This window comes from Oceanisphaera submarina, from assembly GCF_046521305.1.
In the GTDB taxonomy this organism is placed as follows: Bacteria; Pseudomonadota; Gammaproteobacteria; order Enterobacterales; family Aeromonadaceae; genus Oceanimonas; species Oceanimonas submarina.
In genome coordinates this window covers 339,397-361,325 of sequence record NZ_JBKGFN010000001.1, presented here as the reverse complement: position 1 = coordinate 361,325, position 21,929 = coordinate 339,397, and the positions used below count along the sequence as shown (strand labels likewise).

General features: G+C 57.8%; 22 protein-coding genes and 1 tRNA gene. 17 read left to right on the top strand and 6 right to left on the bottom strand.

Features of this window, described 5'->3' with window-relative positions:
- Positions 1-145 precede the first annotated feature (145 nt).
- Positions 146-751, top strand: a complete 606-nt coding sequence (locus tag ACLEIV_RS01920) for a peroxiredoxin C (protein WP_410454971.1) — start codon at positions 146-148, stop codon at positions 749-751.
- A 97-nt stretch (positions 752-848) separates the two neighbouring features.
- On the opposite strand, the gene ACLEIV_RS01915 is transcribed toward ACLEIV_RS01920, so the two are convergent.
- Entirely contained in the window at positions 849-1,094 is a 246-nt protein-coding gene (locus tag ACLEIV_RS01915; RefSeq protein WP_410454970.1) for a TIGR02647 family protein, read from the bottom strand.
- A 170-nt stretch (positions 1,095-1,264) separates the two neighbouring features.
- On the opposite strand from ACLEIV_RS01915, the gene modF reads away from it, so the two are divergent.
- Together modF and ACLEIV_RS01905 are read left to right on the top strand one after the other, a co-directional pair.
- Positions 1,265-2,743 (top strand): molybdate ABC transporter ATP-binding protein ModF, encoded by a 1,479-nt coding sequence (gene modF / locus ACLEIV_RS01910; RefSeq protein ID WP_410454969.1) that lies wholly within the window; start codon positions 1,265-1,267, stop codon positions 2,741-2,743.
- Between the two features lie 207 nt (positions 2,744-2,950).
- Positions 2,951-3,622: a cupin domain-containing protein gene (locus ACLEIV_RS01905; protein WP_410454968.1), complete on the top strand. Its 672-nt coding sequence runs from the start codon at positions 2,951-2,953 to the stop codon at positions 3,620-3,622.
- A 106-nt stretch (positions 3,623-3,728) separates the two neighbouring features.
- Here ACLEIV_RS01905 and rnt read toward each other — a convergent pair whose 3' ends face one another.
- Positions 3,729-4,427 carry a ribonuclease T gene (gene rnt, locus ACLEIV_RS01900; RefSeq protein WP_410454967.1) on the bottom strand — a complete coding sequence of 233 codons (699 nt, stop codon included), beginning with the start codon at positions 4,425-4,427 and terminating at the stop codon, positions 3,729-3,731.
- 368 nt (positions 4,428-4,795) lie between these two features.
- Between rnt and ACLEIV_RS01895 the strand changes: the two genes are divergently transcribed.
- The 4 genes from ACLEIV_RS01895 to ACLEIV_RS01880 all read left to right on the top strand — a co-directional run bounded on the left by ACLEIV_RS01895 (position 4,796) and on the right by ACLEIV_RS01880 (position 11,895).
- Positions 4,796-4,883: transfer RNA gene (locus ACLEIV_RS01895), tRNA-Ser, on the top strand.
- A 222-nt stretch (positions 4,884-5,105) separates the two neighbouring features.
- On the top strand, positions 5,106-9,164 hold the full coding sequence (locus ACLEIV_RS01890; RefSeq protein WP_410454966.1) for a CHASE domain-containing protein: 4,059 nt from the start codon (positions 5,106-5,108) through the stop codon (positions 9,162-9,164).
- Complete coding sequence (locus tag ACLEIV_RS01885; RefSeq protein ID WP_410454965.1) at positions 9,161-10,144, top strand: diguanylate cyclase; 984 nt, start codon at positions 9,161-9,163, stop codon at positions 10,142-10,144. Before ACLEIV_RS01890 ends, ACLEIV_RS01885 begins: the two co-directional genes overlap by 4 nt.
- 80 nt (positions 10,145-10,224) lie before the next feature.
- The gene (locus ACLEIV_RS01880) at positions 10,225-11,895 is read left to right on the top strand and encodes an AMP-binding protein (protein ID WP_410454964.1); all 1,671 of its coding nucleotides are present in this window, start codon (positions 10,225-10,227) and stop codon (positions 11,893-11,895) included.
- Between the two features lie 169 nt (positions 11,896-12,064).
- Here ACLEIV_RS01880 and ACLEIV_RS01875 read toward each other — a convergent pair whose 3' ends face one another.
- Together ACLEIV_RS01875 and ACLEIV_RS01870 are read right to left on the bottom strand one after the other, a co-directional pair.
- Positions 12,065-12,994 carry a LysR family transcriptional regulator gene (locus ACLEIV_RS01875; protein WP_410454963.1) on the bottom strand — a complete coding sequence of 310 codons (930 nt, stop codon included), beginning with the start codon at positions 12,992-12,994 and terminating at the stop codon, positions 12,065-12,067.
- A gap of 45 nt (positions 12,995-13,039) precedes the next feature.
- Positions 13,040-13,708: a DUF2982 domain-containing protein gene (locus ACLEIV_RS01870; protein WP_410454962.1), complete on the bottom strand. Its 669-nt coding sequence runs from the start codon at positions 13,706-13,708 to the stop codon at positions 13,040-13,042.
- Positions 13,709-13,777: 69 nt separating this feature from the next.
- On the opposite strand from ACLEIV_RS01870, the gene nfsA reads away from it, so the two are divergent.
- A complete protein-coding gene (gene nfsA / locus ACLEIV_RS01865) occupies positions 13,778-14,503 on the top strand; it encodes an oxygen-insensitive NADPH nitroreductase (RefSeq protein WP_410454961.1) in 726 nt (241 codons plus the stop codon).
- A gap of 76 nt (positions 14,504-14,579) precedes the next feature.
- On the opposite strand, the gene ACLEIV_RS01860 is transcribed toward nfsA, so the two are convergent.
- A complete protein-coding gene (locus tag ACLEIV_RS01860) occupies positions 14,580-15,017 on the bottom strand; it encodes a universal stress protein (protein ID WP_410454960.1) in 438 nt (145 codons plus the stop codon).
- 297 nt (positions 15,018-15,314) lie between these two features.
- On the opposite strand from ACLEIV_RS01860, the gene ACLEIV_RS01855 reads away from it, so the two are divergent.
- From ACLEIV_RS01855 to ACLEIV_RS01840, 4 genes are all read left to right on the top strand, one after another.
- A complete protein-coding gene (locus ACLEIV_RS01855; protein WP_410454959.1) occupies positions 15,315-15,515 on the top strand; it encodes a hypothetical protein in 201 nt (66 codons plus the stop codon).
- Positions 15,516-15,586: 71 nt separating this feature from the next.
- Positions 15,587-15,721: a TIGR02808 family protein gene (locus ACLEIV_RS01850; RefSeq protein ID WP_410454958.1), complete on the top strand. Its 135-nt coding sequence runs from the start codon at positions 15,587-15,589 to the stop codon at positions 15,719-15,721.
- A gap of 329 nt (positions 15,722-16,050) precedes the next feature.
- Positions 16,051-16,563 (top strand): phosphohistidine phosphatase SixA, encoded by a 513-nt coding sequence (gene sixA / locus ACLEIV_RS01845; RefSeq protein ID WP_410454957.1) that lies wholly within the window; start codon positions 16,051-16,053, stop codon positions 16,561-16,563.
- Positions 16,564-16,609: 46 nt separating this feature from the next.
- Positions 16,610-16,822, top strand: a complete 213-nt coding sequence (locus tag ACLEIV_RS01840; RefSeq protein ID WP_410454956.1) for a DUF1107 domain-containing protein — start codon at positions 16,610-16,612, stop codon at positions 16,820-16,822.
- A gap of 213 nt (positions 16,823-17,035) precedes the next feature.
- Here the strand turns inward: ACLEIV_RS01840 and smrB are convergent, their stop codons facing one another.
- Positions 17,036-17,560, bottom strand: a complete 525-nt coding sequence (smrB, locus tag ACLEIV_RS01835) for an endonuclease SmrB (protein WP_410454955.1) — start codon at positions 17,558-17,560, stop codon at positions 17,036-17,038.
- Between the two features lie 50 nt (positions 17,561-17,610).
- Between smrB and prmB the strand changes: the two genes are divergently transcribed.
- The 5 genes from prmB to ACLEIV_RS01810 all read left to right on the top strand — a co-directional run bounded on the left by prmB (position 17,611) and on the right by ACLEIV_RS01810 (position 21,724).
- Positions 17,611-18,531, top strand: coding sequence for a 50S ribosomal protein L3 N(5)-glutamine methyltransferase (gene prmB, locus ACLEIV_RS01830; protein ID WP_410454954.1), 921 nt, complete (start codon positions 17,611-17,613; stop codon positions 18,529-18,531).
- A 22-nt stretch (positions 18,532-18,553) separates the two neighbouring features.
- Complete coding sequence (aroC, locus tag ACLEIV_RS01825; protein ID WP_410454953.1) at positions 18,554-19,639, top strand: chorismate synthase; 1,086 nt, start codon at positions 18,554-18,556, stop codon at positions 19,637-19,639.
- A gap of 117 nt (positions 19,640-19,756) precedes the next feature.
- Entirely contained in the window at positions 19,757-20,281 is a 525-nt protein-coding gene (locus ACLEIV_RS01820) for an elongation factor P hydroxylase (protein WP_410454952.1), read from the top strand.
- A gap of 15 nt (positions 20,282-20,296) precedes the next feature.
- Positions 20,297-21,427 carry an ATP-NAD kinase family protein gene (locus ACLEIV_RS01815; protein ID WP_410454951.1) on the top strand — a complete coding sequence of 377 codons (1,131 nt, stop codon included), beginning with the start codon at positions 20,297-20,299 and terminating at the stop codon, positions 21,425-21,427.
- Positions 21,428-21,724: a YfcL family protein gene (locus ACLEIV_RS01810; RefSeq protein ID WP_410454950.1), complete on the top strand. Its 297-nt coding sequence runs from the start codon at positions 21,428-21,430 to the stop codon at positions 21,722-21,724.
- Positions 21,725-21,929 lie beyond the last annotated feature (205 nt).

Below are 21,929 nucleotides of genomic sequence, written 5' to 3'. Positions count from 1 at the left end.
GCATTCATCGCCGCTGAAACTTTGCGCAACCGGCAACATATCGCGTGTGCTGCCCCTTGGGTTTGGCCGCAGGCGCCCATATACTGTGTAATCGAACGACGTGGTTTCCTGGAAACCCATTAGTGTAATCACCAAGGAGATAGACATGGGCGTATTGGTAGGCCGTCAGGCCCCCGACTTTACCGCTGCTGCTGTACTGGGTAATGGCGAAATCGTTGATAACTTCAACTTCAAGGAATTCACCAAGGGCAAAGCAGCCGTGGTGTTTTTCTACCCACTGGACTTCACCTTCGTATGTCCTTCAGAGTTGATCGCCTTCGATCATCGCTTTGAAGAATTCCAGAAGCGTGGCGTGGAAGTGATCGGCGTGTCCATCGATTCCCAGTTCAGCCACAACGCATGGCGTAACACCTCCGTGGAAAACGGTGGTATCGGCCAGGTGAAATACCCGCTGGTTGCCGACGTCAAGCACGACATCTGCAAGGCCTATGACGTTGAGCATCCGGAAGCCGGTGTGGCCTTCCGCGGTTCTTTCCTGATCGACAAGAGCGGCCTGGTACGTCACCAGGTGGTTAACGATCTGCCGCTGGGTCGTAACATCGACGAAATGCTGCGCATGGTCGACGCCCTGGAATTCCACGAGACCAACGGTGAAGTGTGCCCGGCTCAGTGGGAAAAAGGCAAAAAAGGTATGGAAGCATCTACCGAAGGCGTAGCCAAGTACCTGACCGAGAACGCCAGCGGCCTGTAAGCCTTTTGCGATTCGAATGAAATAAAAATGCCGGCCATTGCCGGCATTTTTTATGGGTGATGAAAGCGACGCGTCATTCAGGCGCCGTCAGAAAATTTCAGGCGGTGGCGGGTTCGCGCAGCAGTGTCAGCAGCGCCTGGGCGTGTTCACTGGCCTCACGGCCCAGGTCGGTCAGGTAGCCGCCATCTGGCTGGGTGCTCAGCCCCTTCTCATGCAGGCGTCTGGCGGCGGCAATCAACGACGGCTCGGCATCGCTATGTACCTTGATGCCTTGCTGGGTGGTATCGAGATTGAAATGCAACAGCAGATTCAGTTCGTTGAGCAGGTCCGGGTGATAGCGCATATGAATACCTCGATGAAAAAAGACCTTTAAACGTTAGCTTGTTCTGCCGTCTTCGGTTGCGTGCTGGCTCACAATTAAGGATTTAGTGGCGCATATTGTTACTTGCATCACAGAGCCGGGTTGTCGATGATGTGCCTTTTTATGATTCATCGAGAAGGAATTTTGATCCCATGACTGCCATTCGTATCAGTAACGCCGACTTCGCCATCAGCGAACATCATCGCCTGTCCGTCAAGGCGCTTGAGTTGGACGCCGGGCAATGCTGGAGCTTTGTTGGTGCCAATGGCAGCGGCAAAACGGCGCTGGCCCGCGCCCTGGCCGGCGAGCTGACACAGCTGGGCGGGGAGGCCGACAACGGTTTCGATCATATAGAGTGGGTGTCCTTCGAGCAGCTGCAGCAACTGGCCGACCGGGAACGGGAAGAGGACGAGAGCGACCTGCTCGACTATCAGGACGAGGGGCACAGCGCTCGCCAGATCATGCTGGAAGCCGGGGGCGATGCGGACGAACTGGAGCTGCTGGCCGCACGTTTCGGTATTCAGTCGCTGCTGGACCGGGGGTTTCGCCATCTTTCAACCGGTGAAACTCGCAAGGTGCTGCTGTGCCGGGCCCTGTTGCAGCGGCCGGAGCTGCTTATCCTGGACGAGCCCTTCGACGGCCTGGACGTGGCGTCGCACCGGGACCTGATGACCCTGCTGCAGGAGCTGGCGACGGCGGGGCAGACCCTGGTACTGATCCTCAACCGTTTCGAGGAAATTCCCGACTTCTCCGGCCGGCTCGGCATTCTGGCCGATTGTGAACTGAGCCTGGCCGGTCCGCGCGCCGAGGTGGCGGCATCGGCCGAGCTGATGCAACTGAGCCATCTGGCGGCAATGGAAAACGCGACTCAGGCACTGCCACCGGCAGACCCGGACGCACAACGCCGGGTACTGGATGCCGATACCCCGCGTATCATCATGCGTGATATCGAGGTCGGCTATGGTGACAAGCGTATTCTTACCGGCCTGAACTGGCAGGTAGATCCGGGCCAGCACTGGCAGATCATCGGTCCCAATGGCGCCGGAAAGTCGACCCTTCTGAGTCTGGTTACCGGCGATCATCCCCAGGGTTACAGCAACGATCTGACCCTGTTCGGGCATCGACGGGGCAGCGGCGAGAGCATCTGGGACATCAAACAGCACATCGGCTATGTCAGCACCAGCATGCAACAGGATTACCGCGTCACCGCCACCCCCAGGGCGGTGATCCTGTCCGGTTTCTTCGACTCCATCGGCGTCTATCAACAGCCGGGTGATGCCCAGCTGGCGCTGGTCGATCAATGGCTGAGCCTGCTCGGCATGCAGGACATGGCCAACGAGCCGTTCCGTCATCTGTCTTACGGTCAGCAACGGCTGCTGCTGATTGCCCGCGCCATGGTCAAGCATCCACCCATACTGATCCTGGACGAGCCGCTGCAGGGGTTGGACAGCTTCAACCGGCATTGGGTCAAACGCTGGATCGATCTGCTGGTGGCCGAAGGCAGCACTCAGCTGCTGTTTGTATCGCATCATCAAGAGGATGCACCAGGTTGCATCAGCCATCGGCTGACCTTCGTGGCCGAGGGCGAGGGGTATCGGTATCTGACTACAGCCATAAGCCATAAGCCGTAAGCTTGCAGTGTTTTGTAACCGCCGGGGCCGCTGGCGGATCAGAGCACGCGAGACGTTCAGGTGATAACGCCGTGCCCGCAAACGTCGAGTCGTTTGCGGGTTTGCGCCGCATAAATGGGCGCTTCATGCCGCACGCCGTTTCCTGCTTGACCCAAACGTGAGGGCAGGCGAGGATGAAGCTACCCTCGTCTGTCGGGACATGAACCGATGCTGAACATGAATTTCTCCCAACCCCTTTCTCTTGATTACGATGTCAGCCGCTGGCAGCCGTCGCCTGCCGCGGGCGTATGGCGCTATCCGCTGGAACGCCAACAGGCCGAAAGCGGCCATGTCACCAGCCTGGTGCGGTTTGAGCCAGACGCTCACTTTCCCGAACATCTGCATCCCATGGGTGAAGAATTCTGGGTGCTGGAAGGTATCTTTTCCGATGAACACGGCGATTACCCCGCCGGCAGCTATGTGCGGAATCCGCCCGGTAGCCGTCACGGATCCTTCACCCGCGAGGGGTGCGTGATTTTCGTCAAGCTGAACCAGTTTGCTGAAGATGACGATGCCTGGTTGAAGATACTGCCCGAGCAGAGATTATGGATAACCGGCGCTCAGGGGTATCGCCGGCTGCCGCTGCACCATCATGGCGGTGTGCATACCAGCGTGCTGCACTTTCCCGAAGATGGCGCCTTCCCATCCTGCTGTTATCGACACGGGCTGGAAATTCTGGTGCTGGAAGGATGCTTGCGTGACGGGAGTTCGGATTATCCGGCGCTGAGCTGGTTGCGGTTTCCTTCTGGCGCCGAACCGGTGCTGAAGACACAGGCCGGCACCCGGCTGTGGGTCAGAACCGGACACCTGGAGGTACCGGCCACGGTAGCCTCTTCCTGAATACCGACCTTCGCAGAGCAACCAAATAAATCAGTTATTAAATGCGAAGGGTATCACCAGGCCCACGACCCGGCCGGCTTGGCGTCGGGTCGCGGGCAGAAGTGTCTCATAGCGAAGGTGTCGACTCGCTTACGCCATCGTCGTTTTCTTCGTTCTTTATATCGCTCTCGACGGGGGCCAGAGGCCAGCCACCCAGTTCCTTCCAGCGGTTGACGATACGGCAGAACAGATCCGTGGTTTTTTGGGTGTCGTAGAGGGCGCTGTGTGCTTCTTTGTTGTCGAAGTTCATGCCGGCGGCCTTGCAGGCTTTGGCCAGTACCGTTTGCCCTAACGCCAGGCCCGCCAGGGTAGCGGTGTCGAAGGTGGCGAAAGGATGAAAGGGATTGCGTTTGATGCCTGCCCGCTCTGCCGCCGCCATCACGAAGCCGTGATCGAAGGAAGCGTTGTGGGCCACGACGATGGCACGCTGACACTTGTTGGCCTTGAGCCCTTTGCGAATACCCTTGAAGATCTGCTCCAGGGCTTCCTGCTCGGTCACGGCCCCGCGCAAGGCGCTATAGGGATCTATGCCGGTAAAGGCGAGGGCTGCGGGCTCGAGGTTGGCGCCTTCGAAGGGAGAGACATGAAAATGAAAGGTCTGATCCGGCACCAGCCAGCCATCTTTGTCCATTTTCAGGGTAATGGCGGCAATTTCCAGCAGGGCGTCGGTTCTGGCATTGAAACCACCGGTTTCCACGTCGATCACCACCGGATAATAGCCCCGAAAGCGTTCGTTAAGCTGAGTTAAAGCTGCTGTTGCCGTCATTATTGTCCTAATTTACCTGAAAAAAACCGGGCCGCCATTATGCCAGAGTCACCCGTCGTCGTCGCCTGTCCCGGCCGGTCGGCAAGCGGGTACACACCACAGTGGCGTAATATTGTGCAAACGGTTCCGGCGCAGGCAAAAAAAGATTGCACCCCGCCAGCGGCTTGCCTACTATACGCCCCGCTCGCCGAGGACGGTAACGGACAGGCGGCAAGAAAAATAAAAAATGATGGTGAGGTGTCCGAGTGGCTGCCAAGCGGCAAAGCCGGGGTGTAAGTCACGTAGCGTGCTACGTCAGCCCGAGGACATGAATCCACAGATAATAAACTGGTGAAAGTGACACCAGTCATCAAAAAACACAACAATATGGTGAGGTGTCCGAGTGGCTGAAGGAGCACGCCTGGAAAGTGTGTATACGGCAACGTATCGAGGGTTCGAATCCCTCCCTCACCGCCATATTCCAGAAAAACCCGCTGAGCAATCAGCGGGTTTTTTCGTTTCAGCGCCTCAGCCCCATCTTGTTTCAAACTTGTCATGCTGCCAGTTTCGACCATAAAAGGTTTTCATATAGAGCCTTTTTTTCTACAGTAGCACTCCATCCCTATGAGTCTGTCGGGTGAGCTATTGCGGTAACCCCTGGTTCTACTCACCTGCCCTACCGCGAAAGGAATCGATACATTGAAGCTACATTTTGGCTTTATCAGGAATCGTTGGTCATTGCTTACCCTGGTTATCGGGCTGGCGGTCAGCATATTTCTGGCCTGGCAACTCGATCAAAGCAATGAACAGCGGGCGCAGGAGGCGGTAACCGACGCCGCAGCAGAAACCAAGTTGGCGATCCAAAATCGCCTCGAGCGTTATCTGTACGGTTTACACGGTGCCCGTGGGGCCGTGCTGACGGCGGGTGAGCATGGTATTAGTCGTGTTCAGTTTCATCGCTACAGCCTCACGCGGAATATCGATAAAGAGTTTCCCGGCGCCCGCGGGTTCGGTTTTGTCCGTCGAGTACCACGCTTCATGACCGAGTCTTTTGTCGAGCTGGCGCGAGCCGATGGGCAGCCCGATTTTCGGATAAAAGAGCTGGCCGCCCACGAGAGTGAGCGTTTTGTCATCCAGTATATTGAACCTGTGGGGCGCAATATCGAGGCGGTCGGCCTCGATATTGGCTCGGAGAAAACCCGACGTGACGCGGCAGAGGCGGCAATACGCACGGGGGAGGTCCGGCTGACCGGGCCTATCACCCTGGTACAGGCCAGCGGCAAGCCACAACAATCTTTTCTGATCCTGATGCCCATTTATCGAGGCGGTGTGACGCCGGCCACCGAGGCCGAACGTGAGCAACAGGCGTTGGGTTGGAGCTATGCCCCCCTGTTGATGGAAGAGGTACTGTCCACTCTGCGCCTGGATGATGATGTCGTACACCTCGAACTGTTTGATGTGACCGAACCCGGCGAGGAGCAAAGGTTCTATAGTAATGGCCAAGAGGCCTTCAGCGCTTATAGCGAGGCTGTTCAATTCGAGGTGTACGGCCGGCGCTGGGAGTTCAGGTTCAGTGCTTACCCCTCGTTTGTGCAAGGTCTGAACCCGGGGTCTCCGCTGCACCTTTTTCTGCTGGGGTGTCTGATCAGTGTATTGGCGGCGTCACTCATCGGCACCACTCACCTGAGCCGACAACGTCGTCAGCAGGTGTTGGACGAGCAGGCGCGGCTGGCGGCCATCGTCGAGAGCTCGGCCGATGGCATTATCGGCGAGACACTCGATGGGATCATCACCAGTTGGAACCGGGGAGCCGAGCAACTATTCGGTTATCCCGCCAAGATGGCTATCGGTCAGTCGTTGACCCGTCTGGTGGTGCCGGATGATCGACTGCAGGAAGAAGCCAATATTTTTGCTCGGGTCAGCAAGGGCGAACATATTCCCCATTTCGAGACCATTCGTCAGCGACAAGACGGGCATCGATTCTATGTTTCCGTTACCGTCTCACCGATTTGCAACAGTCAGGGCTTGGTCATCGGGGCCTCGAAGACGGTGCGCGATATTACCAGCCAGAAGGAGGCCGAGGCTCGTATCCTCGACCTCAACAGCAATCTGGAGGCCGAGGTTGTTCGGCGAACAGCCGAATTGACGGCGGTGCGGGATCAGTTGCTGATGGCGGCAGAAGCGGCCCGGCTGGGGGTCTGGAGTTGGCATCTGGCGGACAATACGCTGGACTGGAACGACAAGATGTTCGAGATATTCGACTACCCCGTTACCTTGCGCCATAACGGGCTCCGCTACGAACATTGGCATGATCGGGTGCATCTTGACGATATCGAGATGATGACTGCCAGCCTGCAAGCGGCGGTACAGGGGACGAGCTCTTTTGATCTGGTTTTTCGCATTGTCCTGCCCGATGGCCGCACACGCTATATACAGGCGGGTGCCCAGGTTGAACGCGATGAGCAGGGTCAGGCTATTCGGGTAACCGGCGTCAACCTAGACATTACCCCCCAGCGCGAACTCGAAACCGGCCTTCGGCAGGCCAAGGCGGAGGCCGACGAGGCCAGTGCAGCCAAGTCGACCTTTCTCAACAACATGAGTCATGAAATCCGCACGCCCTTGAATGCCGTGCTGGGCATGTTGCAGCTGGTGCAGCAGACGGCGCTGGATCAGCGGCAAAGCGATTACATCGGCAAGGCACACATGGCAGCCAGATCCTTGCTGGGCCTGCTTAACGATATTCTGGATTATGCCAAAATCGAGGCCGGCAAGCTGCAGTTGGAGCCGCATCCATTCGAGCTGGAAGGACTGATGCAGGAGCTGGCGGTGGTACTGTCCGGTAACCTGGGTACCAGGCCGGTTGAACTGATGTTCGATTTTGCGCCTTCACTGCCCGGCAGCCTGATTGGTGATCGCCTGCGACTGCAGCAAATCCTGATCAACCTGGCGGGCAACGCCATCAAGTTCACCGAGCAGGGGGAGGTGGTGGTTCGCCTCAGTGAGCTGAGCCGGAGCCCGGGGTGGGTGCGACTGCGGGTAGAGGTTACAGACACCGGTATCGGCATTGCCGAAGACAAGCTCGAGTATATTCTCGAGGGATTCAATCAGGCCGAGGCTTCGACCGCTCGTCGTTTCGGCGGCACCGGCCTCGGGCTGGTGATCAGCAAACGTCTGCTGGCCCTCATGGGCTCCGAGCTTCATGTACGCAGCACACCGGGCGAGGGAAGCTGCTTCTGGTTCGAGGTGATGTTTGGCCTCGAAGAGGAAGTACCGGCACTGGTTCCGGCCGAGACGGGCGGGCAACCGCTGCGGGTGCTGGTGGTGGACGATCATCTGGTGTCGGCCGATATTCTGGCCCGTGTGGCTCGCCAGCAGGGCTGGCAGGTGAGCATCGCCAACAGCGGACAGGCGGCATTGCTGGAAGTAGAACAAAACAATCACTATGACCTGGTGCTGATGGACTGGTCCATGCCCGACATGAACGGCCTGGAGGCGGCGGCGAAGATCCGGACGCTGGCTCAGGAGCACCTGCCTACCGTTATCATGATCACGGCCTATGGTCGCGAGCAACTGGTTCAGGCCCAGCAGACGGAGAATCCGGCCTTTGTCGACTTCCTCACCAAGCCCGTGACGCCGCAGCAACTGATCACCTCGGTCCGGCAGGCATTGGCAGGAGATACGGTGGTGCCGGGGCATAAGACGATTCCTACTCCCTTAAGGCAACGGCTTAAGGGGCTGCGCCTGCTGGTGGTGGAGGACAATGCCCTCAACCGCCAGGTCGCTGCCGAATTGCTTCGTGGTGAAGGGGCCTGTGTCACGCTGGCCGAAGGGGGGCTGGAAGGGGTTAGTAAAGTGGTTGCGGCGCCGACGGCGTTCGATATGGTGCTGATGGACATGCAAATGCCCGACATCGACGGTCTGGAAGCCACCCGGCGTATTCGGATCCAGGACTCGTGCCGGGATCTGCCGATATTGGCGATGACGGCCAATGTGACCATGGCGGATCAGCGAGCCTGTCTGGCCGCGGGCATGGATGCGCATATCGCCAAGCCGGTGGATATAGAGCAACTGGTGGCCGTGCTGCTTTCATTTTGCTCCGACAACGGCGATCCGGCCGCCGAGCAGCCAGCTGAACGGCAGGCTGGATCAGGTGAGAGCGTCGACGTTATTATCCGCCGTTTCGGTGGGGATGCACATCTGTATCAACGACTGCTGATGGGGTTCGAGGAAGAGGCCGGCGCGTTGTTTGATGAGCTGGAACGCCATGTTCGAGAGCGGGATCCGGCGGCGGCGGCGACGCTGCACACCTTCAGGGGGGCGGCGGGCACCATGGGGGCAGCAACCTTTGCCGCCCGGCTGTCGGCGCTCGAGCAACAGCTAGGCGATCAGAATAGGGAGCAGGTCTTTTCCTCGCTGAATGCAGCCGGCCTGTCTGTCTTGAAAGAACAGCTGGCGCAAGAGCGGATGGCCCTGCTTGAAGCCGTAAGCAGGCAGGTGACGGCTGCCGAGCCGGTGGCCAACCTCGAGGCGATGCCTGACACCCGGGAGGCCACAGGGGACTGCACCAAAAAACAACTCGAACAGCTGCTGGCGCTGCTGGAAGCGGGGAATATGGACGCCATCGACTACTTTGAGCGGCTGTCGGCTTCGGTACTCGAGTCGGTGAGCGACCGGCGGGAAGTGCTGGCCGCCGACGTCCAGAATCTGGACTTCGCCGCTGCGAGCAGAATAGTACGCGAACGATTGGAGGCTTTATGAATCTGACACAATTGCTGGATGCCTTTCCCCATCCGGTAGGCCCGTTACGGATCCTGATTGTGGACGATCAGCCGGTGAACATACGGGTGCTACATCAGGTGTTTCGGGACGAATTTGAAGTGCTGATGGCGACGAGTGGAGAGCAGGCGATCACCGTTTGTCGGGAGCAGCGCCCGGACATCATACTGCTGGACGTGATCATGCCGGGGATCAGTGGCCATGAGGTGTGTCGCCGACTGAAAGCCGATCCGGATACCCGGGATATTCCGGTTATTTTCGTGACCTCCCAAATAGAGGAAGCGGAAGAAGCCCAGGGCTTTGAAATTGGCGCGGTGGATTTTATCACCAAGCCAGTCAACCCGGTGATCGTCTCGGCCCGGGTACGCACCCATCTGGCATTGAAGCTGCAAAGTGATCTGTTGCGCTCCATCGCCATGATCGACGGCCTGACCAAGGTGTCTAACCGCCGTAAATTTGATGACGCGCTGGCGATTAGCTGGCGCGCCTGCCAGCGCGAGGGACGGCCGTTGTCGCTGGTACTGCTGGACCTGGACTATTTCAAACAGTTCAACGACAGATACGGACATCAGGAAGGAGACAACTGCCTGATTGCGGTGGCCGGTGCACTCAGTCACTCGGTGCGTCGCCCCCACGATCTGGTCGCCCGTTATGGCGGCGAGGAATTTGTCTGTATCCTGCCCGATACCGATGCACAGGGCACAGCAGGACGTGTGGCCGAGATACAGGCGGCGGTGAAAGCGCTTGGCATAGAACACCAGGGCTCGGAGATTGGTAACCTGGTGACCATCAGCCTGGGCGTGGCAACGCAGGTTCCTACCTCCGACTCGACCCCTCAGGCCTTGCTGGCGGCCGCCGATCGGCAATTGTATCGGGCCAAACAAGAAGGGCGGGATCGGGTCTGTGCCATCGATCTTACCTCGCCGCCGCCAGAGGATGCTAGAAGCCAGAAATATCAATAACCTATCGTTGGTCCAACTGGTACTTTCGGCGGTTTTTGCAATACTGTGAAGAACAGTGCCCACCACAGACAAGGATGGTTATGAGCATGGATACCGACAAGCTGCCACTGGAAATGCTGTATCACAGGGCCGAACACCAGCCCGAAGACGTCTACCTGCGTCAGCCAAAAGACGGCCACTGGCATGAATACAGCTGGTCGCGGGTACTGGATCAGGCTTCTCGCCTGGTGGCGGGCCTGAATTCCCTAGGGCTGTCGCCCGGCGACAAGGTGGCCTTGTTGTCCAAAAACTGTGCCGAGTGGTTTATCTGCGACTTTGCCCTGCAGATGGGCGGTTTTGTCAGCGTGCCCATTTATCCCACCGCCGGTGCCGACACCGTGCGTTATGTGCTGGAGCACAGCGAGAGCCGGGCCATTATCACCGGCAAGCTGGACGAGCCGGAGGTACAGGCGCCGGGCATTCCCGAAGGTATTCTCCGTATTGCCATGCCGTATTCGTCTGCCCTGCATACCCAGCATGACTGGGACAGCATGCTGGCACAGGAGCCGATAGCGCGGCCACCGACGCCGGAGCCGGATCGGCTGATGACCCTGGTCTATACCTCGGGCAGTACCGGTCATCCCAAGGGCGTGATGATCGACTTTGGCGCCTACGCGGCGGCCTGCCAGGGCATAGTGGAAACAGTGGGACTGAACAGTCGGGATCGCGCCTTTTCCTATCTGCCGCTGTCGCACATTACCGAGCGCGTTTATGTGCTGGGGGCCAGCCTCTATGGCGGGGTGCAGGTCGGCTTCGCCCAGAGTCTGGACACCTTCATCGACGATGTGAAAACCATCTCACCCACGGTATTTATCTCGGTACCCCGGCTGTGGACCAACTTTCGCAGCGGCATACTGGCCAGGTTGCCTCAGAAAAAACTGAATATCCTGCTGAAAATTCCGGTGATATCCGGATTGGTCAAAAAGAAGATCCGGGCCGGCCTTGGCCTGAGCGATGCCCGCGTGCTGGGATGTGGCTCGGCACCGGTATCGCCGTCGCTGTTACGCTGGTACGAGAAGCTCGACATGCCGATTACCGAAGCCTGGGGCATGACCGAAAACCTGGCTTATTCCACCCTGAACTATCCCTATCGTTCCGACAAGGTGGGTACCGTGGGCCGGCGGGGCCTTCATGTCGACCTTCGTATTGCCGATAATGGCGAAATACTCTGTCGTTGCCCGGGCATGATGCGCGGTTATTACAAGCAGGAAGAAGCGAGCCGAGAGGCTCTGCAGGATAGCTGGCTGCATACCGGTGATCAGGGGCAGCTCGACGGAGAAGGCTATCTCACCATCACAGGGCGGATAAAAGACGCCTTCAAGACCGCCAAGGGAAAATATGTACTGCCGGTACCGATAGAGACGATGTTGACCGACAACGCCTTGATCGAGCAGGCCTGCGTGATCGGCAGTGGTCAGGCGCAGCCGTTAGCCCTGGTGCAGCTGGCCGAAGGCACCGATCAGCATCATAAAGGGCCTATTTCCGAGCAACTGAACGCCACGCTCGACCATATCAATCGGCGGCTGGAGTCGCATCAGAAGCTGGGTGGCATTATGGTGATGGCGGCACCTTGGACCATAGAAAATAACATCATGACCCCGACACTCAAGGTCAAACGCCATCAGCTGGAACGGCAATACGCGGATCTGGATCAGCGGTGGCCGAAGGGGAGCAAGATCCTGTGGGAGCAGCAGTTGCCCGAGAAAAAGTAATTATTGCAAAAACGGAATAATCACGTTTTTCGTTTTGCGTAATAACGGCTAATGTACCTGCAAAAGCTATGTTACCGTCAATAACAGAATACAGATTGATATCTTTTGTTAGTGGAGTCGGGCAGAGGGAAGCTGCCCATTTTTTTGCCCGCCGTTTATACCCGTCGCATTATTTCTCTTCGTTTTTCCCCTGCCGATGTCGGACCCAGGTTGATGCCAACCGTTCCCGCATATGTCGATCGATAAACTCGATAAAGGTATTGAGCCGTACCGGTGCCAGCTCCCGGTTGTGATATACCATATGAAAGGGTCGCTTGCCGCCCAGCCAGCCGGGTAGCACAGGGCACAGCAGTCCGGCATTCACATGGTGCGCTACATAATGCTTGGGCACATTGACTATCCCCAACCCCTGAATGGCAACCTTGACTGCCGATTGCATCTGGTTGACCGATAATCGAGCCACCGGTTTCAGATGAAAGCGGCGACCGTCTTCATGGGTCAGCTGCCAGTTACGATGTGGCCAGCACTGGATGATATGGTGTTGATCCAACGCTTCCGGTTCCTGCGGCATGCCTTCGCGCTCCAGATACTGAGGGGAGGCAAAGAGGCCGTAGTGCACTTCGCCCAGGCGACGGGCCCGCAGGCTGGAGTCGGGCAGTTCGCCGCTGAAAAACACCACGTCCAGATCCGTATCCAGCAGGCTGGTATAGTCGTTACTTTGCAGCAAGTCGATGCGTATTTCCGGATATTCAAGGCAGAAATCGGTAATGCCGTCGATCAGGAAAGTGTTGGAAATGGCGATGGGGGCGGCCACCTTGATAAGCCCGCTCATGCGCTGACGCTGCCCCTGAATATCGCCTGTCACCTGCTCCATCTCTGTCAGCAGCGGGTTGAGTCGTTCATAGTAGCGCCGGCCTTCTTCGGTCAGTTGCAGCTTGCGGGTGGTGCGGCTCAGCAACTTGCAACCCAGCGATTGCTCCAGGGCCGAAATGCGTCGGCTGAGGGTGGCGGTGGGCATGGCCAGCTGGTTGGCCGCATGGGAAAAGCCGCCTTGCTGTACCACCTTGATAAACAGGTAAAACGAGTCGAGATGTTTCATCGGCCTTGTCTATGTTGGTAATGGGTTGGTTGATGGGGTGGTTGTTCAGATGACGGGCTGCAGATAACGGCGCAGCAGGGTAATAAACTCGGCTGCTTCCCGGTCCAGACTGGACTCGTGTATCAGCAAATCATACCCATAGAGCTCGCGCAGATGGGTCATGCGGTGACCGAGCATGGCGGCGAGCCCCTGATAGTGCTGCCCGCCGGCCGAGCGATAGTGACTGTCTTCTACCAGCCAGTCTTGCAGATGATGGCGGCTGATGGCGCCATGACGCAGGGCCATGGCCAGCAGGGGCCTTTGTTCGGTCAGCAGGTGAACCACCAGCCGTGGGCTCATCAGTGGCAGAAATTCATCATAATCGCGGATCTTGATGCCTATGTAGGGTAGATCGACCAGATCCAGCCCGCTCTGCAGCCGGGGCTGATCTACCCGTATGATATTGCTCCAGTGCAGGCTCCAGCCACCAATCTTGTGGTGAAAGTGCAGGTTGTCGGCACTCAGAGAAAAACTGTACACCGGCTCGCGCAGCTTGAGGATACCGAGCACCGTCATCACCAGGCCGGCCATGAACAGAAAAACCACCACCAGCCGGCCGCGGTCATCCAGCCAGTAGCCGACCAGCAGCAGAGCCAGCATCACGGCCAGGCCCGCCAGGGTCAGTGCCAGCCCGTTGCGGCGCGACATGGGCTTTATGTGTTGTGTTTCCCGCACCCTGCCTCCTCTTTAGCGCGCGATTCCTTTAAGGTGATGATACACACAGACCGACAGCAAGAGGTAACAATGTCAGCCGCCATCGAGGTGATGCGTCATCACCGCTCTATCCGCAAGTTTACCGCACAAGCCCTGAGTGCCGAACAGCGCGAGGCGATAATGGCATCGGCCCAGTCGGCCTCCAGCTCCAGCTTTCTGCAGGCATCCATGGTGATCCGGGTGACGGATCCCGGGTTGAGGGCAGAGGTGATGGCCCTGTGCGGTAACCAGCCTTACATCGGTGGTGCCGCCGAGTTCTGGGTATTCTGTGCCGATTTTCACCGTCACCTGCAGTGGGTGCCCGAGGCCAGAACCGGCTTTGCCGAGCAATTGCTGATCGGGGCCATCGACACCGCGCTGATGGGGCAGAACGCCCTGACGGCGGCGGAATCACTGGGCCTGGGCGGTGTCTTTATCGGTGCGGTGCGCAACCAGCCTTTTGAGCTCTGTGATTTGCTGGATCTGCCCAAGGGGCTGATACCCTTGTTCGGACTCTGCCTCGGGTATCCGGCGCAGGATCCCGAGCCCAAGCCCCGTTTGCCGGCCAGCCTGGTGTTTTGTGAAAACCGTTATCCGGCGCGCTTCGACGAGGGCCAGATGCGGGCCTATGACCAGCAGGTACGGCAGTATTACCGCACTCGTTCCGGGGGCAACAAGGACATGAGCTGGACCGGACAGATAGGGGAGACCCTGGCCAGGGAGGCGCGTCCTTTCATGCTGGAATTTTTGCACCGTCAGGGCTTCTGTTTACGTTGATATCATCGTGAGGGGGGAGAGGGGAAGGGTGAGGAGAACGACGACGATTCACGCCCGACCCCTCATCAGTTTCCAGTCAGGTCTTGTCCGATAGCTTGATCACCAGCAAATCACAGCCGTTGATATCGAGAAAGCCGGTCGAGTGAGAAAACAACTGGCCAAGAAAGGGGCGTTCAAGCTGGCGACCGCAAATCAGCAAATCCGCCTGTTTTTCTTTTACCGCCAGCTGTACCGCCTGGCGAACATCGCCGTGTGGCAAAGACACACTGCTGGCATTGCGTTGCTCCTCCTTGAGCATATGCATGATTTCATGACCGCTTTCGAGGCGGAGCTTGTTTTTTAGCTGGCGTAAATCCAGACTCAGACTCCCCATATAAACCCCGCTCAGGTCGGGCTCGACATGAATGATATGCAGCCCTGCCTGATGACACTCGGCCAACTCTACCGCCCGCTTCAGCAGCGGTTTTTCCCTGTGATTCAGCTCCAGAGCAACCAGAATATTACGATAAGGCATAATTCCCTCCTCGGAGCCGGCGGCATCAATGCCACCGTCTGCAACCAGAATGTTGCTTTATTTTTCACTATTAGCCCTGGCATCACCAAATGCAAGAACACTCTCGCGGCCAGCCGTGACTTTCAATCCGGCGAGTGCTGTACCTTTACCGGATCTTGGGGTCAGTAGCCGACATGGAGGCGCTGCATGAAGCCTGTGAGCCCGGTGGCAGCCAGACTCGCGCGATTCAGTGCCACCGGTCTGCCTGACAAGCCGGCAAACGTTGTGTTAATCTTTGCCTCATCAGGAGGTCGGTTTATGATCCTTATTTTTACACTCGCAGTCCCCTTGTTTGGCGGGCTTTTTTATGTAGCCGCACTGAAAAGTGCCTTGCCGCCTCGTCGCTGGGCCTTGCTGGGTTGCCTGTTCGGGCCGGCGATTTTCCCTTTGTTTATGGCCAGACGACGCTGGTCACTGGTGTGTGCCCGAGGCATGGCGTACGGTCTGCTGCGGGCCTGAGTTGATCTCGCGCAAGGCCGTTTTCTCTTTATCTGACAGACTGTCATGGTTGGGATTTGTTTGGAGCACTTATGAGCGTACTGGAAAAATTTGTCTGGGACGTCCTGGATTATGCCGCCATGCCGCTGATTTTTTTGCTGGGCTTTGTCGGCGTGTCGGTGGGGGCCTGTTTAATACTGATGTGGCTGGACAAGCGTCGGGGTTGATTGCTGGTTTATAGTCCGTCGTGAGTATGTGTTTTTCAGACTGGCCTCAGGGCCGGTTTTTTTATCTTTGTTTTCATCATATTGTCATCCGGCCGCACTAGACTTCCCCCCGTTTTCAGCCCGAATATAGCGCCTTAATTTCGCAGAGGTCGTAAAAAACGAACGATTTCCGGTGTAACTGTGTTCTTTATGTTATAGCTAAGGATAAGGATAAAAACAGAGTTCCTGCCACTTGAGTAAAGGGTGAGCTGGATCCTTGAGCACAACAATATGCAGGGGTATGATGCCCGCCGTTGAAAAAGGCGGGTTCGCCTGAAAGTGAGGTGGAGATGAATATCTTTATCATGCGCCACGGGCAGGCGGCACCGGAAGCATCAAGCGATGCATTACGGCCGTTGACCGTACAGGGGAAGGATGAAACCTGTTTAATGGCGCAGTGGTTGGCACCGCAAGTACCGGTGTTCGATCGTGTGCTGGTGAGTCCTTATCTGCGTGCCAAACAAACCTGGCAGCAGCTCTCCAAATATATTTCTGGCACCCAGGTGGAAAGCTGTGAGGAGCTTACCCCTAATGCCGATGCGGATATTGCGGCCAGCTTGCTGCTGGCGTACGGCGATCTGCATCCCGGGGGCAACCTGCTGGTGGTCAGCCACATGCCCGTGGTCGGCTTTCTGGTCGAGAGTCTTTGTCCGGCCACCATGGCGCCGATTTTCGTGACCGCGGGCATAGCCAGGGTGTCCTTCGGTAAAGAGCAGGGGGCAGTGTTCGACTGGCTGGAAGGACCGCATAACGTGCGTCCTCATTATCAGCAACACTGCCAGGCACTGGGGTCTTTGGGATAAAGGCCTTGCATTGAGTGATAACAAGAAAACAAAGCAGAGGTGCGACATGCGCATATTTAACAAATATCAGCCTTTGTTGATTGCCAAGTATGTAAAAACCTTTTTCAGTGGACGGTTATACATTCATGGCCGCGGGGCTTTCCATTACGCCAGAGGGATACTGGTGATGCCGGAGAACGCCGATGATCGTCACCGCCGTACGGTGCAGGAAATCAACCAGCTGATCGGCAAGATGCAAGCACCGGCCGAGGCCGTGTGATGACATAGCCATAAACGGGCAGCCATAAGCCGTAGCTAAAACAGCGCCGCTTGCAGAACCGGATTTGCTCGGTTATCAAAGCGGCGTTTTCGACTCTTGTCTCCGACCATATCCAGCCCTTCAGACAATATCTGCATCCGCTTCGGGACCTTCTTATTTCTCTGGTTCTATAATCCCCTCGGGCTGCTGATGGCTTACAGCTTTATTTTCCCGCTAAATCTCTATTCTCAGCAGTACCAGCAGGGCGGCGTTGCCACCCCAGCCACGGGTCGCCTGATGAAAGGCCAGCACCTGGGGGTGTTGCACCAGCCACATCGGCAGCCGCTGCTTCAGAATATGCTTGCCGTGACCGTGCATGATGGCTACACAGTTAACATGCTGGCGCCGGGCCGCTATCAGTAGCGCCGATAATTCTTCTTTTGCCTGCTCCTGGGTCAGGCCATGCAAGTCCAGAAACAACTCAGGCACATAATCGCCCCGGCGCAGTTTTTTCAGCTCATAGGCCGAGGTGTCTGGTTCGCGATAGCGGGTGGGTCCTTCCTGATCCAGATAAGGTTCGTACACATCGGAAAAAGGGTGCGCCTCGGCCCTGTCTTTGCGTACCATTTGCCGCTGTGCTTTCACCTTGACCGGCGCCCGGTGCGGACTTATGGTATCCTGCTTCATTTTGCGGACACCCTGCACCGCTGCCTTAAAGAGCGCTTTTTCGTCGTCTTCGGGGTAAGAGGTGGGGGACATGTCTGTATCCGATTATTAAAAAACAGCCATTTTATCGAGGCGGAGGGGTTTTGGACACGCTTTTTCATGATGAAGCACTCATCGAGCTGCATACTGTAGGTGATTGGTTACGTTTTGCCGTTAGCCGTTTTCAGCAGGCCGGCCTTTTTTATGGCCATGGCACCGACAACGCCTGGGACGAAGCGGTGCAGCTGATACTGCCCTTGCTCCATCTGCCCCAGGATTGCCCGCCGCAGGTTAGGGATGCCCGTTTGCTGACCAGCGAGCGAAAAGTCCTGCTTGATGCACTAAAGATGCGGGTCGAGCAGCGCATACCCACCCCTTATATTACCCATACCGCCTGGTTTGCCGGCTACGAGTTTCATGTTGACGAGCGCGTGCTGATCCCACGCTCGCCCATCGCCGAGCTGATAGAAGGCCGCTTTGCTCCCTGGTTGACCCTGGAGCCCCGTCGCATCATGGATCTGTGCACCGGCTCCGGTTGTATCGCCATCGCCCTGGCCCACGCCTTTCCGGATGCCGAAGTGGACGCGCTGGATATTTGTCGTGACGCGCTGGACGTGGCGGAAATCAACATTCAGAACCATGGCCTGGAACAGCAGGTGATCCCGATAGAATCGGATCTGTTTTCGGCGTTGCCGGCAGGTGATCAATACGACTTGATCGTGGCCAATCCGCCCTACGTAGATGCCGAAGACATGAGTGATCTGCCCGAAGAATTCCAGCACGAGCCCGAGCTGGCGCTGGCTTCCGGTTGCGATGGTCTCGATTTTACCCGTCGACTGCTGGCTCAGGCCTGCGATTTCCTTACCGAAGACGGCCTTTTGGTCGTGGAAGTGGGCAACAGCCAGATCCATATGGAAGAGGCCTATCCCCAGTTGCCGCTGTTGTGGGTTGAATTCGAGCACGGTGGCCATGGTGTCTTTGTGATCAGTCGTCGCGATCTTGAACCCTTTCGGGACCAGTTTTAAATATCAATAAAGGAAATTACTAATGGCAGGGAACAGTATCGGAACCCTTTTTCGTGTTTCAACCTTCGGTGAGAGCCATGGTCTGGCTCTGGGCGCCGTGGTCGATGGCGTACCGCCGGGCATTGAACTGAGCGAAGCGGATCTGCAGCAGGATCTGGATCGGCGCAAGCCGGGCACCTCCCGCTTTACCACCCAGCGCAGGGAAGCGGATCAGGTCAAGATCCTGAGTGGCGTATTTGAAGGCAAGACCACGGGCACCTCCATCGGTCTGCTGATCGAAAATACCGATCAGCGCTCCAAGGATTATTCCGCCATCAAGGATCTGTTCCGTCCGGGTCATGCGGACTACACCTACCACCAGAAGTACGGCATTCGCGACTATCGTGGCGGCGGCCGTTCTTCGGCTCGGGAAACCGCCATGCGGGTGGCCGCCGGCGCCATCGCCAAGAAGGTGCTGGCCAAATACGGGGTGTCCATCTTCGCACACCTGACCCAGCTGGGACCTATCCAGGCCGAGACGTTCGACAAGAGCCTGATTGAAACCAATCCCTTCTTCTTTGCCGATGCGGGCAAGTTGGATGCGCTGGACGAATACATGCGTGACCTGAAAAAAGAAGGTAACTCCATCGGCGCCAAGATCCAGGTGGTGGCCCAGGGGGTGCCGGTCGGGCTGGGCGAACCGGTGTTCGACCGACTGGACGCCGATATTGCCCATGCGCTGATGAGCATCAATGCGGTCAAGGGCGTGGAAATCGGTGACGGCTTTGCGGTGGTGGAGCAAAAAGGCTCCGAGCACCGCGACGAGCTGCATCCGGATGGCTTTGTCAGCAACCACGCGGGCGGCATTCTGGGCGGTATTTCCAGCGGTCAGGACATAGTGGCCAGCATAGCGCTCAAGCCGACGTCCAGCATCATGGTGCCGGGTAACACCATAGACACCACCGGTGATGCCGCCGAGCTGGTGACCCGTGGTCGCCACGACCCCTGTGTGGGCATTCGTGCCGTGCCCATTGCCGAGGCGATGCTGGCCATAGTGCTGCTCGACCATCTGCTGCTCAACCGAGGCCAAAACGCCGAAGTGAGCACCGGAACACCAAAACTGGTCTGATATCCCCCTTGTTTGCCCCCGGTAGCCGGGTAAAATAGCGGCCCTTAGGGTGTGTCCCGTCACTGTGCATTAATTGCGCTGACGCAGTGACATAGTGATTGAGGGTCGCTTTTTATTATGTCATTTTGCTATCGGGATCTGATTTCCCTGTTTAACCAAAGCTTCGCCGCCACGTACAATACGCGCCTCGAGCGGGGCGATGACGAACCTATCTATCTGCCGGCCGATGCCGAGGTGGGTCATCATCGCATTATTTTTGCTCATGGTTTTTTTGCCAGCGCCCTGCACGAGGTAGCCCACTGGCTGCTGGCGGGCGAGGCCCGGCGCACCCAGGTGGACTACGGCTACTGGTACTGCCCGGACGGCCGCGATGGTGAACAGCAGCGGCAGTTTGAAGCGGTGGAAATCAAACCCCAGGCCATCGAGTGGGCGCTGTCCTTGTGCTGCGGTTTTCACTTCAACGTGAGCTGCGACAACCTCAACGGCAGCGTGGAGCCGGACAGGCACGCCTTCAAGGCGCTCGTGCGGGAGCAGGCGCTGCGTTACCTGGAACAGGGCTTTCCGTCCCGGGCCCAGACGTTGATGGCGGCGTTGCGGCGTCATTACCAACGGCCGGCACTCACGGCGGCCGATTTCAGCTGAGACAAGAGGGCAGTGATGTTCAAGATTGGTTTGATTATCAACCCGCTGGCGGGGCTGGGCGGCAGCGTGGCGCTCAAGGGCAGCGACGGCATGGCCGAACAGGCGCTGGCGCTGGGGGCCGAACCCCGATCGCTCAAGCGCACTCAGCTGGCGCTGGCCGAGCTGACAGCCCTCAAAGACGGCTTAACCTTCTATACGGTAGCCGGCGACATGGGGGAAACCGTGTGCCGTCAGCAGGCATTGCCCTTCGAGGTTTGTTATCAGCCCGCCAGCCCCACCACTGCCGAAGACACCCGTAATGCGGTGGCCGCCCTGGTGGAGCAGGGCATCGACTTGCTGCTGTTCGCCGGTGGTGACGGTACCGCCCGGGACGTGTGCGCCGCCGCCCCCGACAACCTCTGTGTGCTGGGCATTCCCGCCGGGGTGAAAATTCACTCCGGTGTTTATGGCGTCACGCCGGCCGGTACCGGCCGCCTGCTGGCCATGCTGGTGCGTGGCGAGCCGGTCAGCCTGCTGGCCGCAGACGTGATGGACATCGACGAAGCCGCCTTCCGCGAAGGACGAGTGCATGCCCGTCGTTACGGCGAAATGCTGATACCGGGTGATCTTAGCTATGTGCAGGCGGTCAAGGTGTCGGGCGTGGAGTCGGACGAGCTGGTGTTGACCGATATTGCCGACGACATCCTCGAGCGGATGGAAGAGGACGACGACTGCTATTTCATCATGGGCTCCGGCGGTACCGTGGCGGCGGTGATGGAGCGGCTGGGGCTGGAGAATACCTTGCTGGGCGTGGATCTGGTTTATCAGAAACGCCTGGTGGCTTCGGATCTGGACGCCAGAGGCCTGTATCAACAAATCAGGGACAGGAAATGCAAGCTGGTGATCACCCTTATCGGGGGGCAGGGTCATATTTTCGGCCGTGGCAATCAGCAGCTGAGCCCCGAGGTGATCAAGGCAGTGGGGCGCGACAATATCTGGCTACTGGCGACCAAGACCAAGCTTAATTCGCTGCAAGGCCGCCCGTTGCGAGTGGACACCAATGATTTCGAGCTGGACCGAGCGCTTGGCGGCCTGATACGAGTGATCACTGGCTATCATGATGAAGTTCTGGTGCGGGTGGCAAACCCGGAAGACGAGGCGCAATAAATGAATATTTTTGAATTTGAACGGCTGCTGCTGGCAGAAATCGACGGCAATATCGCTACCGCCACAGACGACCAGCTGTTTGCCGGTGGCTATTTGCGCGGGCATATCACCCTGTCGGTTGCCCAGTGTGAAATCGCCGGTCGTAACCATGTGCGGGACGTCAAAGCCCGGGTTAACACCAGCCTCAATCAGGCCATTCTGAGCGGTGAGCTGAACGATGCGGATCAGAAACTGGTGCAGTCGTTCTGGGCCGAACTGGTCGGCAAGGTAGAGCAGGCAGCCGCCACCGTCGAATAAGCGGTGCGGCCAAGGTCTCTGTAACATCCCATACCAAAGGCCGGAGCTATCCGGCCTTTTTGCGTTACAGGCCCGGAGCCGGTGGATCAGGAGCGTCAGCTCCGCGCAGGCGGAGATCCATGGCAAGGGCACTGGGTTCCCGCCTGCGCGGCAATGACGGTAGAGAGGCGGCGCTATGTGGCGGGCGGGCAGGGTGTTACCGGCA